The following is a 13550-nucleotide window of genomic DNA, read 5'->3' as shown; positions in this document are numbered from 1 at the left end:
TGACATTGCCCGGACCTCTTGGCCCGGAGTGCCGATCCATGCTGAGATGCGGCATCACTCAAGCACTCAACAGCACAATGGCGCGCTCGGGGAGGGCAATGTGGCGCATACCGCCATGTCTGGTTCCGGAACGACAGCAGATGACGATCCGCCGCTCCAGACCGCGGTATGGCGGCTGCGGTCACGCGCCTGCTGGACGGACGCGGCCGCCTTGCTGGAGCACGACGCGGGCACCGTGCCGGCCGCGGCGCTCCAGCGCACCGCGCTGCTGACCGAGCGGTGCCTCTACACCGGGCAGGGCTGGACCGAGGCCGAGGACGCCCTGCGCACGGCGGAGGCCGTCGCCCGCAGCGACGACGAGCGGGGCGCCGCCGCCTCCGAGCGGGGCCATCTGGCGTACGCCTCCACCCTCCTCGCGGTACGGGACCGGGCCGACGAGGCGAGCGTGGCGCTGAGCCGGTCGGCGGCCCTCCTGGCTCCCGCGTCCCCCGCCCGGCCGCTGCTGGACTTCCGGCGCGGGCTGATCGCGCAGAACATCGCGGAGTCACCGCAGGCCGCGCGCGCCGCCTTCCGCCGGGCGCACGCCGGTGCGGCGAACCTCGGCGACGAGCTGCTGCTGTCCTCCACCTGGCGCCATCTGGCCGCGCTCGCGCTGCGCGAAGGGGAGCTGGCCGAGGCCCGGCACGGCTTCGCGGAGTCGCTGCGGATCCGGGAGGAGCTGGGGTTCCTGGTCGGTACGGCTCCGGCGCTGATCTCGCTCGCGGAGGCGGAGGACGAACCGCAGGCGGCCCGGCTGCGGGCCGAGGCCGGCCGGCTGTTCCGGCTCCTGGGCGGCGTGCCCACCTGGCTGGCCCCGTATCTGGGTCCCCCGGCCCAGCGCACCGCCGAGGCGAGCTGAGCGCGGGCCGACCGCTGACCGGCGGGGCCCCTGGCCCCGCCGGTCAGCGGTCGGCGCCGTTGAAGTGTTCGCGGACCAGGGCCTGGACGACGGGGAGGTCCTGGGCGATGAGGGCGTCGAGCAGGGCGGTGTGCTCGGCGGCGTCGGCCAGCAGCTCGGCCCGGCGGGTGGCGGGCCCCGTGACCAGGGGCCACTGGGAGCGCCGGTGCAGTTCGTCGGCGACGGTCACGAGCTGCTCGTTGCCCGACAGGGTGAGGACCGCCCGGTGGAAGGCCCGGTCCGACTCGGCGTAGGCGGCCCGGTCCCCCACGGCCGCCGCCGCGACCGTGGCCTCCACCAGCGGGCGCAGGACGCTCCAGCGGTGCGCCGGGACCGTACGGGCCAGGCTCAGCATCACCGGGACCTCGATCAGCGCCCGCACCTCGGCCAGCTCGGCCAGCTCGCGAGGGCCGCGCTCGGTGACCCGGAAACCGCGGTTCGGCACGACCTCGACGGCGCCCTCGACGGCCAGCCGCTGCATGGCCTCGCGCACCGGTGTGGCGGAGACCCCGAAGCGGGCGCCGAGCGCGGGGGCGGAGTACACCTGGCCGGGCACCAGCTCCCCGTCGACGAGGGCGGCGCGCAGGGCGTCCAGGATCTGCCCGCGGACGGAATGGCGCCGCACGGCACGCGGCGCGGGGGGCTCACTGTGGGTGTGCTCGCCCCGGGCCTGTTCCGGCACCCGGTTCCGCTCCGCCCGCTCCCGTGGCGCACGGGGGCTCCCCGGGGCGGGCGGGAACGCTCCGGGGGCGTACGCCGGACGTGCGCCCTCGCGCGCGCTGCCCTGCTCCACCCGGACCTCCTCCGTCTGCCGCGGGCCGACTCGCGTGTGCCGGACCCCCTGTGCACGATAGAAGACCGAGGCTGCAGTTCAAACATCGATGACGTCGGGTAAGGTTAGCCTTACCTGCAAACGATCCCGATTCGGTGGTCCCCTGCATGACCCTCTCCCCGCCGTTCACCGGTGCCGCGACGTCCCCCGTGACCGCCGCGTACACCCGCCTGACCGAGGTGTTCCCCGGTCTGCGGGCCGATGTGCTCGACGGCGACGCCGTCGCCCCGTCCGGCGCGGGCTGGGTCGGCGCGGCGGAGCTGGCGGCCGGTGGAGCCGCCGTGGACACCTTCCTGGCCTGGGACAACGCCCAGGTGCTGCGCGACTACGGCCAACAGGCCCGCCCGGACGTGGTGGCGACCTTCGGTCTGCACCGGTACGCCTGGCCCGCCTGCCTGCTCGTGACCGTGCCGTGGTTCCTCCAGCGCCGGGTGCCCCGGATCCCGGTCGAGCATGTCGCCTTCCAGCGGGCACTGGGGCACCTGACCGTGCGCGTGGGGGAATTCGCCTGCCTGCCGGACGACCCGGCGGCTTCGCTGCCCGGCGCCCGGGTGGTCGCCGACGAGACGGCGCTGCGGGCCGAGGTCCTGGCCTCGCTGACCGAGCACCTCGGGCCGGTGCTGGAGGGCTTCGGTCCACGCATGCGGCGCGGAAAGCGGGCCCTGTGGGGGATGGCGACGGACGAGATCGTCGAGGGCCTCTGGTACGTGGCGCATCTGATGGGCGAGGAGCGCCGCGCGATGGCCGAGCTGGAGCTGCTGCTCCCCGGCACGACGAAGCCGTACGTCGGCACTGCGGGCTTCCGCGAGCTGGCCGGGCCCGACGGGCGGTCGCTGCCTACCCGGGACCGGGCGAGCTGCTGCCTCTTCTACACCCTGCGCCCCGAGGACACCTGTGTGACCTGCCCGCGTACCTGTGACGCGGACCGGGTGCGAAAGCTCGCGGCAGCTTCCTGATCCACACCGCCCGTCCGGGGGACGCAAAATCGAACACAACTCGGCGTGACCGGCCGAACGTTCGGGAAGATTCCACCCATCGATAGCCTCTCCTTCCCCCATGGCGTGCTCTTGTCCCGAAACCACCGGAGCGGGACGGGAATTCCGTCACGATGGCGCACGAAACGCCCTACGTGACGCAAGGGACCGCGCATGAGACTGACCGACATATCGCTTGACTGGCTGCTTCCGGGCGCCGTATTGCTCGTGGGGGTCATGGCGGCGGTGACGGTGGTCGCACGCGGTAAGCGTGCCAAGGCCGCGGCCGACGACTCCTGGGAACGCAGCGAGGAACGCCGCAGACGCAAGGAAGCGCTGTACGCCACCGCCAGTTACGTCCTGCTGTTCTGCTGCGCGGCGGTCGCCGCCGCGCTCTCCTTCCACGGGCTCGTCGGCTTCGGCCGGCAGAACCTGAACCTCAGCGGCGGCTGGGAGTATCTGGTCCCGTTCGGACTGGACGGGGCCGCGATGTTCTGTTCCGTGCTGGCCGTACGGGAGGCGAGCCACGGAGACGCGGCGCTCGGCTCCCGGCTGCTGGTGTGGACGTTCGCCGGGGCCGCCGCCTGGTTCAACTGGGTGCACGCCCCCCGGGGCATGGACCACGCGGGCGCTCCGCACTTCTTCGCGGGGATGTCTCTCTCGGCCGCGGTGCTCTTCGACCGCGCGCTGAAGCAGACCCGCCGTGCTGCGCTGCGCGAACAGGGCCTGGTGCCCCGTCCGTTGCCGCAGATCCGGATCGTCCGCTGGCTGCGGGCCCCCCGGGAGACCTTCGGCGCCTGGTCGCTGATGCTCCTGGAGGGCGTCCGCACCCTGGACGAGGCGGTGGACGAGGTGCGGGAGGACCGCAAGGAGCAGGAGCAGAACCGGCTGCGCCGCCGGGACCAGGCCAAGCTGGACCGGGCCCGTATCAAGGCCCTGAACCGGCAGAACCGGGTCTGGGGACGCGGCCGGGGCGGGCAGCAGATGGACGTGCCCGCCCTTGCCCCGGCTTCGGGCGGCGCGGCGCCGGCCGTCGCGGAGCCCGCCATAGCAGAGCCGGGTCAGCTGCCTCTGCGACCCCGGCCATCCCTGCAAGCCGTCGGCCCGAAGCAGACGGCCGATGGTTCGAGCCCGAAGAGTCTGGACGCCCCGAAGCAGGGAAGTGATCCGAGGACCGTCGACCTCACCGCCGAGGACGACACCCAGACACTCCCCCGGCTCGACTCGCTGGAACAGAAACTGAAGGATCTGGAGCAGCAGTTCGGCTGATCCTCGTCGCGCGGCGGGGGGGGCTCCTCAGAACCCTCCGCCGTGCAGTTCGAACCAGACGGTCTTGCCCAGGGCCTGTGCCTCCACGCCCCAGGCGTCGGCCAGGCTCCGGACCAGGATCAGGCCCCTGCCGTGCGTACCGTCGTCGGCGTTCGGTACGTACGGCGCGGGCAGATCCTCGGACGCGAAGTCCTGCACCTCGACCCGCAGTCGGGCGGCTGTCGCCGTGGCGGTGACCACGGCCCCGTGGCGGGTGTGGATGAGCGCGTTGGTCACCAGCTCGCTCACCAGCAGCTCCGCGGCGTCGGTCTGTTCCTGGCCGGAGCGATACCGGAGGAACTCCCGCAGCTCCCGGCGGACCTCCCCCACCGCGGACCGCTCGGCATGCCCCACTCTTCGGCGCATCCGGGCCGGCTGTGGCGCCTCACCCGGTCTCCGGCCCCGTGGGCCGCGCCCCTCGACGACCGTGGTCCTCTTCCGCTTCGCCATCTCCCCCGCCCGCACAGTGAACCGACCTCCTTCGATCCGGCTGCCCGTCGAACAGCCTCACGGGATGCATGCCCCTGTACGCACACGGTCACGCCCCAGGACCCATCAATAAGTGAACGGCCGGGAGCGGCGAGGGGCGCACGCAACATCCCACCCGCGCACGCCATCACCACCTAGGCGCAGCCGCGGTCAACGTCCGGCGAGTAGAAGCGACGTCTCAGGGACGCGGCACGTTTCGGAGGTTGGAGCGGGCCATCTGGAGCATCCGGCCCACTCCGCCGTCGAGCACGATCTTGCCGGCGGAGAGCGCGAAGCCGCTGACCATCTCGGCGCTGATCTTCGGCGGGATGGAGAGGGCGTTCGGGTCGGTGACGACGTCGACGAGCGCGGGCCCCTTGTGCTTGAACGCGTCCTTGAGCGCGGACGGCAACTGCTTGGGTTTCTCCACGCGTACGCCGTAGGCACCGGCCGCGCGGGCGATGGCGGCGAAGTCGGGGTTCTTGTTGGTGGTCCCGTACGACGGCAGCCCGGCCACCAGCATCTCCAACTCGACCATGCCGAGCGAGGAGTTGTTGAACAGGACGACCTTCACCGGCAGGTCGTACTGGACCAGGGTGAGGAAGTCGCCCATCAGCATGGAGAATCCGCCGTCGCCGGACATCGCGACGACCTGCCGGTTCAGGTCGGTGAACTGGGCGCCGATCGCCTGCGGCAGAGCGTTGGCCATCGAGCCGTGGCTGAACGAACCGATCACCCTGCGCTTGCCGTTGGGCGTCAGATAGCGGGCGGCCCACACATTGTTCATGCCGGTGTCGACGGTGAACACCGCGTCCTCGTCGGCCATGTCGTCCAGCACGGAGGCGACGTACTCGGGGTGGATCGGGACGTGCTTCTCGACCTTGCGGGTGTAGGCCTTGACCACGCCCTCCAGGGCGTTGGCGTGCTTCTTCAGCATCCGGTCGAGGAACTTGCGGTCGGACTTGGGCTTCACCCGGGGGGTGAGACAGCGCAGGGTCTCGCGCACATCGCCCCAGACCGCGAGGTCGAGCTTGGAACGGCGGCCGAGGTGTTCGGGCCGCACATCGACCTGCACGATCTTCACGTCGTCCGGGAGGAAGGCGTTGTAGGGGAAATCGGTGCCGAGCAGGATCAGCAGATCGCACTCGTGGGTCGCCTCGTACGCGGCGCCGTAGCCGAGCAGTCCGCTCATTCCGACGTCGTACGGATTGTCGTACTGGATCCATTCCTTGCCGCGCAGCGCGTGCCCGACCGGGGACTTGATCTTCTCTGCGAACTCCATGACCTCGGTGTGCGCCCCGGCCGTGCCGCTGCCGCAGAACAGCGTCACCCGTTTGGCCTCGTCCACCATCCGGCAGAGTTTGTCGATCTCGTCGTCGCCGGGCCGCACGGTCGGCCGCGTGGTGACAAGAGCGTGCTCGATCGACTTCTCGGGGGCGGGCTTGGAGGCGACGTCGCCCGGCATCGTGACGACGCTGACGCCGCCACGCCCGATGGCGTGCTGGATCGCCGTCTGGAGCAGCCTCGGCATCTGCTCCGGGTGGGAGATCATCTCGTTGTAGTGGCTGCACTCCTGGAACAACAGTTCGGGATGCGTCTCCTGGAAGTAGCCGAGACCGATCTCGCTGGAGGGGATGTGCGAGGCGAGGGCCAGCACCGGGGCCATGGAGCGGTGCGCGTCGTACAGGCCGTTGATCAGGTGGAGATTGCCCGGCCCGCAGGAGCCCGCGCAGGCCGCGAGGGAGCCGGTGACCTGCGCTTCGGCTCCGGCCGCGAAGGCGGCGGTCTCCTCGTGCCGGACGTGGATCCAGTCGATGGCCCCATTACGCCGGATGGCGTCCACGACGGGGTTCAGGCTGTCGCCGACGACACCGTACAGACGTTTGACGCCTGCCCTGGCGAGGATGTCGACGAACTGCTCCGCCACGTTCTGCTTGGCCATGGGTGCGCGCCCTTCCTTGCCCGTGCTCCGTGCACTTCGGTTGTCCGGGGACCGGAGCGGCGAAACACCGTTCCGCCGGGCTCCGGAATCCATCAACCCACGAGGCGCGCGGTTACGCCTCCCAGACGGCGGCGCAGGTGCGGTCGTCGGCGTACCCCTTGATCCGGAGCTGGGCGTCGGCGAGGAAGGCGGGCAGGCCTGGCGGCCCTTCGGTCCCCCAGCGGGCGGCGAGCTCGCCGGGGAGCGCCGGCTCGCCGCGCATGGGCTCGGCGAGTCCGTTGCTGCACAGCATCAGCGTGTCCCCGGGACGGGCCACGGAGGCCCGGAACCGGAAGGGCTCGGCGGGCGGCTGCGGGAGGCCCTCGACGTCCGGCGACGCCGGCCCGGTGATCTGGAGATCCATGGTCAGCCGGTCCCCGTCCGGCCCCGCCTCCCGCTCGCCCCCGGACTGGCCGGCCCGGCTCTCCGGGATGAAGGGGTCCAGGTCCTGCCAGAGCCCGTCGCGGAGCCGGAAGAGACCGCCGCTGCCGACGCCGAAGAAGACCCGGATGCGGCAGTCGGGGTCGGCGGGCAGCAGGAGGCAACGGAGGCTCGCGGTGTACGCCTCGGGTTCGAGGCCCAGTTCGGCGGCGCGGGCGCGCAGCTTGCCGTACGTACGGTCGGTGAGCCGGTGCAGCCCGGATTTGAGGTCGCCCCGGCGGCCCGCTCTTATGTCCTCGGACAGCCGGACGTGGCTGCGGGCGACGGCCCCGCCGATCCAGCGGCAGGCGTCGGCCGCGGCGAGGTGGGCCGCCTCGCCGTCCCGCCTGCCGCCCGCCACGGCGACGAGGACGAGGGCGCTCTCGCCGGCGCCGAACCGGGCGGTGAGCAGCCCGTCGCGCCGGGGTTCGCCGCGGAAGCGGGCGGAGTCGCCGCGCACGGAGACGGCGCGCAGGGTGTACGTCCCGTAGCGCGCGCCATCCGACACGGTGTCGGGGACGAGACCTTCGAGGTTCTCCGAGGTGGCGGAGGGCAGGGCGGCGGGTTCGGCGTCGTAGGTGGGTGGCCGGTCCCCCAGATGTCCGACGACAGGGCGTACGTCGGCGGCGGACGTGGGATCAGGCGGCAGTTCGTGCAGCGCGCTGGGGTCGGGGGCGAGGCCGGCCTCGGGCCGGTCTGCCTCGGGCCCGGGCTCGGGCGCGGCCGTCACACGCGGCGCGGCGAAGGTCCGGGGCCCGGCCTGCCCGCCGGGCGCTTCCCAGGGCGCGGGGAAGGCGATGGTCCGGGGCGCGGTGGGTGGCGGCGGGACCGGCGGCGACACGCGCGGGTCCGGCACGAGGCCGGGCGGCGGGACGGGGTGCTCCGCCGACCCCGGGTCCTCAAACGACCTCGGGCGCTGGACCGGCCCCTGGCCCTCAACCGGCCCCGGGTTCTGGACCGGCCCCGCCGGCACGGACGGGTCCGGGATCACCGCCGGGGCCGGGGCCGGCGGATCCGAGGTCGCGGCCGGGTCCGAGGCGGCTGACGGGCCGGGAGTCACCTCCCGTTCCGGCGGCGGCCGGTACGCATCCGGGGCCGGATCGTCGTAGCGGTCCGCGGACAGGTCCTCGTGGCCGTCGGCGTCCGGGGCCTCGTAGCGGTCCGCGAACGGGTCCTCGTAGGCGTCCGCGTACGGGTCGCGGACCGTTTCGCGTGCGGAGGTCCGGCGGGTGTCCGCCGGGCCGCTCACCGTGTCCGACACGGAGTCGAAGCGGTCGTCGAGGCTGTCGGCCGCGCGGCTGGGACCGGTGTCCGGCGCGGACTCGTCGTACAGCTTGCGCCACCAGTCGTCCTCGTGGGCGGCGGGCTTCTCCCCCTGCTGACTCATGCCCCTATTGTCCACCGGGAAGGCGGCCCGAAAACGGGGCATCGGGAAAAAGTGGTCCATAAGCAGGGTCCGCCGGGCGGCCCCACCCCCCACGGGAAGGACGCCCGGCGGACCGGTCGGAACGATCGGCGTCCCGGCGTTTCAGCCGGTCGTATGCTCAGCCGATCTTCGGCTCAGCGGCTCAGTGGCTCGCCGTGCCCGCTCTTCAGCGCACGGCGTACGCGTCGTTGACGGTCTGGACGACGGAGTTGCCGTTCGCGTCGGTCAGTTCTGTCCGCAGGCTGACGGACTTGCCGGCCGCGTCCGCGTGGTCGACGGTCGCGGTCCAGCGGCCACCCTGGTGCGTGGTAGTGGCCGCGTGCCAGGTCTCGCCGCCGTCGTAGCTGAACGAGACCTTCGCGGCGGTGAGTTCAGCGGGGGTGTATCCGGCGTGCCCGGTCGCGGCGAGCCCGATCCGCTGACCGTTCTTCGCGGGCACCGTCTTCATCCCGTCGGTGGCCACGTCGTAGCGCGGAAAGAGCAGCGGGAGCCCCTGCGAGGCCACGTCCGGCTTCCGCCCGGAACGGAAGCTCCAGGTGGTCTCCGTCCGCGTGGACCGCTTCCAGACCGCCGCGGGCGAGCCGATCTTCGTGGTCATCAGGGTGAGTTCATAGGCGGCGTCCTCGGCGGGCACGGTGAAGACGCCGAACGGATAGCCGCTCTCGCCGACGACGTCACCCTCGCGCTTGAGTCGCATGTTGCCGATGTCACCGAACGAGCCCTGCTGGCCGACGTGTTCGGAGTCGGTCATGAAGGCGGGGGCGACACCGATGAGATGGTCCTGCCGTTCACCGGCGAGCGCCTCCTTTCCCTCGGCGTCGCGCGGCGCGCCGGGGACCAGCAGGCCCCGGTACCACTGCTCCGCCGTCGCCCGACCCGCCTGGTACATACGGGCGTTGCCGGTCATCAGCTCGCCCCACGGGAAGCTGGAGGAGAGCATCTTCTGCCAGACCGTGTCCCCCGCCGTGTAGTACTCGGTGCGCTTTCCGGGGGCGGCGACCAGGGCGAGGGAGGAGGCGCTGTAGGTCGCGCCGTAGGGGCGGGAGACGAGGAGCGTGTCGACGAAGTCGGCTGCCACGCCCATGGATTCATGAGTGGAGGCGACCGAGCCGAGCTTCTTGTCGCGGACCTTGTAGGTGCGGTCCGAGGTGAGCTGCCCCTTCTCCGGGAACGACAGGTTGTAGACGAACGGGCTGACGGCCGTGGCGGTCCAGGAGACCTCCGTCTTCCCCTTGCCGATGGCCGTCTTCAGCACGGCGGCCTCGTCGGCGCGCAGGCCGAGGACCGGCAGGGGCGCGGCCCCGTAGCCGAGGCCCGGCTGCCAGTCGCCGGCCGAGGGGCGGTGGACCAGGAGTGCCTTCGCCCCGGCGGCCTCGGCGGCCCGTGCCTGGGCCAGGACGCCCGAGGCGTCGTCGCCGACCTTCACCAGGGCGATCCGGTCCCTGGCTCCGGCGGCCTCCAGCTCGGCGGCGCTGCCCGCACCGGCGTCGACGACCTCGGCCCGGCCGGTGCCGTCCAGGTTGACCGAGCCCGTGGTTGCGGGCCTGGGGTGCAGAGCGGCTCCGCCGACCAGGGAGAACTTCTGGATCTGCGGGGCGTAGGCGCGCCAGAAGGAGGTGAACTCGAAGTCCCCGTCACGGGCCTTGCCCTGGACGTCGACCAGGTAGTCCTTGATGATCCCGGTGCCGGAGATGGATCCGGAGTGCAGCCAGGTGTCGTCCCAGGAGCGCCCGAACGCGAGGGTCGCGCCGCGCGTCTCGGCGGGCCGGTCCTCGGTCCGCACCTTCAGGCGGTGGGCCTTGCGGGCGTCGAGGACGAGGGTGGTGTCCTCGGTGACGTTCAGCTGGGGGCGGGCCAGGTAGCCGACGGACCCGACGAGCCGACCGGTCGGGTCGGCGGTGTCGGGCGTCGCGATGAAGCTGGAGACGAAGTAGGCGCCGGGCCGCACCTGGAAGGTCTGGTCGGTGGCGCCCTCGTTGAAACGGCGTTCGCCGGAGGCGGTGTCGGTGCCGATGAGGTCGAGGGAGGACACGCCGTCGGCGGGCTTCCCGGTGCGGTCGACGAGCTTGACGCGCAGAGTGACGGTCTCCGGCGCCACGTACAGGGAGAACGGGGTGGAGACCTTCACTCCCCCGGTGGCCGTGGCGAGGACACGGCCCGTGACATCGCCGTACTGGGCGGCGGCCAGCCGGGCCGCGGGGTCGAGGGCGAGCGGCACCTCGACGGTCTCCCCGGCGGGCACGGTGACGGAGGTGCGGCCGAGCGAGGCGATCCTGGAGCGGACGGACGAGCCGTCGTTGCCGGTGACCCCGGCGACCTTCAGCGACAGTTTCACCGGCTTGCCGCCGGTGTTGGTGTAGGGCACGGCGACGGTGGTGCGGTCGCTCTTGTTCTGCGGCCAGTTGAAGACGCCGCCCGGTACGGCCGGGGCTCCGGTCACAGGCGTACGCACGGCGCGGTCGACGTCGAGACGGCCGCCACCGGTCTCGCGTACGTCACCGGGGACGGCGCTGCTCGCCGAGGAGACGAGGGCCGCCTTGATCTGCTGGGCGGTCCAGTCGGGGTGACGCTGCTTCACCACGGCCGCCGCGCCCGCGACATGCGGGGTCGCCATCGACGTACCGGACATGGAGCGGTACGCCTGTGAGCCCCGGCCGCCCGCGGCGGCGGCGGAGATCGCGACGCCGGGCGCGGCGATCTCGGGCTTGAGGGTGTGCGAGACGATCGCGGGGCCGCGGCTGGAGAAGTTCGCGGTGGAGTCGTCGCGGTCGACCGCGCCCACGGTCAGGACGCCGGGGGCGCAGCCGGGCGAGGACACGGTGTTGAGGGACGGGCCGAGGTTCCCGGCGGCGACCACGAACAACGTGTCCTTGTTCTTGCCGAGTTCGGTGGCGGCCAGGCTCATCGGGTCGGTGCAGTCGGTGGGTTCGGCACTGCCGAGGCTCATGGAGACGACGTCGGCCTTGTTGTCGACGGCCCACTGCATGCCCGCGATGATCCAGGAGGCGGCACCGGAGCCGCTGTCGTTGAGGACCTTGCCGACCATCAGATCGGCGCCGGGCGCGACGCCCTTGTTCTTCCCGTCGCTCGCCGCGCCGGACCCGCCGACGGTGGAGGCGACATGGGTGCCGTGGCCCTGGACGTCGTCGGTGTCGGGTGAGTCGGTGAAGTTCTCCGACGCGGTGATCCGGCCCTGGAGGTCCGGGTGTTCGGCGTCGGCCCCGGTGTCCAGGACGGCGACCTTGGTGCCGGTGCCGTCGTAGCCGGCTGCCCAGGCGCGGTCCGCGCCGACCTGTTTCGTCGACTTGTCGAGACTGGCCTGAACCTTGCGGTCCAGCCAGAGCTTCTTGAGACCGGAGCCCGCACGGGAGCGAGGTGCGGTGAGGTCGGCCCAGAAATCGGTGGCGCGCTTCTTGTCCGCCGTGAGCGCCAGTCCGCCGATGATGTCGAGGGCCGCTCCGCGCTCGGCCCCGCGCGGGGTGACGAGGGTGCGGCGGGCGGTGTCGCCGGTGTAGGTGGCGATCAGCGGGACGGAGTCGGCGCGGCGGTCGTCGTACCCCTGGCGAATCAGCCCGGTGACGTTGAACAGCTCCTCGTCCACGGTGCCGGCGGCGAGCGCGGACACGGCGGACTCGGGGTAGACGTACAGGTCCGGGCCGGACTGCCGGGTCTGGACGAGGGGCACGCTGCCGTCCCCGCGGGGCAGCGCGGTGGCGGCGGGCGCGCCCGCCGCGTCCGTGGTCACCAGGACCTTGTCACCGGTGACGAGGGTCAGCGTGACGGGCTTCGGGTCCGTGGCGGCGGTGGCCGCGCTCCCGGTGATCGGTCTGTTCGCGTCTCGCCCGTCCGGTGGCGCGGCCACCGACGGCGCGATCACGGTGACGGCGAGGACGGCGGCGGTCGCCGTTCCGAGTGCCGTACGCGATATCGGGCGCATCGCTCTCCCCAGGTCATTCCGGAACGAAGCAGCCCAAGAGGCCGCATCCCGGAGGTTGTTGGTGCTGCGGTGGCGCCACAGTGGCAGAGGGGCCAGGGGTACGGGGGATGATGTGGGCGGCGGGTTTACGCCGTGGCCCTTTCCCGCCACGCGGACCCGCCGCAGGGGCGCCGCGATGCGCGATCAGCCACGTCCGGGAGGTCGGAGAATGCTGGGGGCCATTGGTCTCGACGAGAGACAGGAGACCGCGTACCGCGCGCTCGTCGCGGCGGGAGCCGCGGAGCTCACCGATCTCGCGCACCGGCTGGCGCTTCCGGAGGCGGACGCCGAACGCGTGCTGCGGCGGCTGGAGCAGCAGGGTCTCGCCGCCCAGTCCTCGGCCCGGCCCGGCCGCTGGGTGGCGGCGCCGCCCGGGGTGGCGCTCGGCGCGCTGCTGATCCAGCAGCGGCACGAGCTGGAGCAGGCGGAGCTGGCGTCCGCGCTGCTCGCCGAGGAGTACCGGGCCGAGGCGAGCGAACCGGCGGTGCACGATCTGGTGGAGGTGGTGACGGGGGCGAGCGCCGTCACCCAGCGTTTCCACCAGTTGCAGCTGGGTGCGGTGTCCGAGGTGTGCGCCCTGGTGACGGGGAAGCCGATCGCGGTGACCGGGATGGAGAACGAGTCCGAGGAGCGGGCCGCCTCGCGTGGGGTGAGCTACCGGGTGGTGGTCGAGCGCGAGGTGCTGTCGACGCCGTACGGGATCCTGGAGCTGTCGGCGGCGCTGAGCCGGGACGAGCGGTGCCGGGTGGTGGACCGGGTGCCGACGAAGCTGGTGGTGGCCGACGGGAGCCTCGCGATGGTCCCGCTGACCGGGCGGGGCGCGGAGCCCGCGGCCCTGGTGGTGCACGCCAGCGGTCTGCTGGAGTCCCTGATGGGCCTGTTCGAGGCGGTGTGGCGCGATGCCATGCCGTTGCGTCTCGGCGAGGGCGGCGGGGTCCGCGAGGACGGCGTCGGCCCGGATCCGACGGATCTGGAGATCCTGTCCCTGCTGCTGGCGGGGCTGACCGACGCCAGTGTGGCCAAGCAGCTGGACCTGGGGCTGCGGACCGTGCAGCGCCGGGTCAAGGGCCTGATGGAGCTGACCGGTGTCTCGACCCGGCTCCAGCTGGGCTGGCATGCGTACGAGCGTGGCTGGGTGGCCCGTACCGGCTCGCAGGCCTGAAGCCCGGGGGCCGCCCCCGCCGCATCGTCACCGCAGGTGGCCGGGGTGCGCTGGCGGGCGGAGCCG

Annotated in this window: 9 protein-coding genes; 4 read left to right on the top strand and 5 right to left on the bottom strand. The window is 72.6% G+C overall.

The features are described 5' to 3' along the window. Positions 1–115: 115 nt before the first annotated feature. On the top strand, positions 116–898 hold the full coding sequence (locus CCZ36_RS29390; protein WP_069736708.1) for a hypothetical protein: 783 nt from the start codon (positions 116–118) through the stop codon (positions 896–898). Positions 899–941: 43 nt separating this feature from the next. Here the strand turns inward: CCZ36_RS29390 and CCZ36_RS29385 are convergent, their stop codons facing one another. Further along, positions 942–1730 (bottom strand): GntR family transcriptional regulator, encoded by a 789-nt coding sequence (locus tag CCZ36_RS29385; protein ID WP_128818937.1) that lies wholly within the window; start codon positions 1728–1730, stop codon positions 942–944. Between the two features lie 146 nt (positions 1731–1876). Here CCZ36_RS29385 and CCZ36_RS29380 point away from each other — a divergent pair, with 146 nt between their 5' ends. Further along, positions 1877–2725 (top strand): (2Fe-2S)-binding protein, encoded by an 849-nt coding sequence (locus tag CCZ36_RS29380; protein ID WP_128818936.1) that lies wholly within the window; start codon positions 1877–1879, stop codon positions 2723–2725. A 192-nt stretch (positions 2726–2917) separates the two neighbouring features. Further along, a complete protein-coding gene (locus CCZ36_RS29375) occupies positions 2918–4012 on the top strand; it encodes a DUF2637 domain-containing protein (protein WP_069736705.1) in 1095 nt (364 codons plus the stop codon). A gap of 27 nt (positions 4013–4039) precedes the next feature. Here the strand turns inward: CCZ36_RS29375 and CCZ36_RS29370 are convergent, their stop codons facing one another. The 4 genes from CCZ36_RS29370 to CCZ36_RS29355 all read right to left on the bottom strand — a co-directional run bounded on the left by CCZ36_RS29370 (position 4040) and on the right by CCZ36_RS29355 (position 12283). Next, positions 4040–4405, bottom strand: coding sequence for an ATP-binding protein (locus tag CCZ36_RS29370; RefSeq protein WP_069736704.1), 366 nt, complete (start codon positions 4403–4405; stop codon positions 4040–4042). 313 nt (positions 4406–4718) lie between these two features. Then, positions 4719–6461: a pyruvate dehydrogenase gene (locus CCZ36_RS29365; RefSeq protein ID WP_128818935.1), complete on the bottom strand. Its 1743-nt coding sequence runs from the start codon at positions 6459–6461 to the stop codon at positions 4719–4721. 112 nt (positions 6462–6573) lie between these two features. After that, positions 6574–8307, bottom strand: a complete 1734-nt coding sequence (locus CCZ36_RS29360) for a protein phosphatase 2C domain-containing protein (RefSeq protein WP_128818934.1) — start codon at positions 8305–8307, stop codon at positions 6574–6576. Positions 8308–8512: 205 nt separating this feature from the next. Further along, positions 8513–12283, bottom strand: coding sequence for a S8 family peptidase (locus CCZ36_RS29355; protein ID WP_128818933.1), 3771 nt, complete (start codon positions 12281–12283; stop codon positions 8513–8515). Positions 12284–12491: 208 nt separating this feature from the next. On the opposite strand from CCZ36_RS29355, the gene CCZ36_RS29350 reads away from it, so the two are divergent. Continuing rightward, the gene (locus CCZ36_RS29350) at positions 12492–13484 is read left to right on the top strand and encodes a helix-turn-helix transcriptional regulator (RefSeq protein WP_069736700.1); all 993 of its coding nucleotides are present in this window, start codon (positions 12492–12494) and stop codon (positions 13482–13484) included. The last annotated feature ends 66 nt before the right edge of the window (positions 13485–13550 follow it).

The sequence above is a fragment of the Streptomyces sp. S063 genome (genome assembly GCF_002832675.1).
Taxonomy (GTDB): domain Bacteria; phylum Actinomycetota; class Actinomycetes; order Streptomycetales; family Streptomycetaceae; genus Streptomyces; species Streptomyces sindenensis.
The sequence above is the reverse complement of the archived record's forward strand: the minus strand, read 5'-3'. Positions and strand labels throughout refer to the sequence as shown.

What these genes read in the sequence shown, in the direction of transcription:
- CCZ36_RS29390 (WP_069736708.1), top strand. Translation starts at nt 116, where the DNA reads ATGTCTGGTTCCGGAACGACAGCAGATGACGATCCGCCGCTCCAGACC.
- CCZ36_RS29380 (WP_128818936.1), top strand. Translation starts at nt 1,877, where the DNA reads ATGACCCTCTCCCCGCCGTTCACCGGTGCCGCGACGTCCCCCGTGACC.
- CCZ36_RS29375 (WP_069736705.1), top strand. Translation starts at nt 2,918, where the DNA reads ATGAGACTGACCGACATATCGCTTGACTGGCTGCTTCCGGGCGCCGTA.
- CCZ36_RS29365 (WP_128818935.1), bottom strand. Translation starts at nt 6,461, where the DNA reads ATGGCCAAGCAGAACGTGGCGGAGCAGTTCGTCGACATCCTCGCCAGG.
- CCZ36_RS29360 (WP_128818934.1), bottom strand. Translation starts at nt 8,307, where the DNA reads ATGAGTCAGCAGGGGGAGAAGCCCGCCGCCCACGAGGACGACTGGTGG.
- CCZ36_RS29355 (WP_128818933.1), bottom strand. Translation starts at nt 12,283, where the DNA reads ATGCGCCCGATATCGCGTACGGCACTCGGAACGGCGACCGCCGCCGTC.
- CCZ36_RS29350 (WP_069736700.1), top strand. Translation starts at nt 12,492, where the DNA reads ATGCTGGGGGCCATTGGTCTCGACGAGAGACAGGAGACCGCGTACCGC.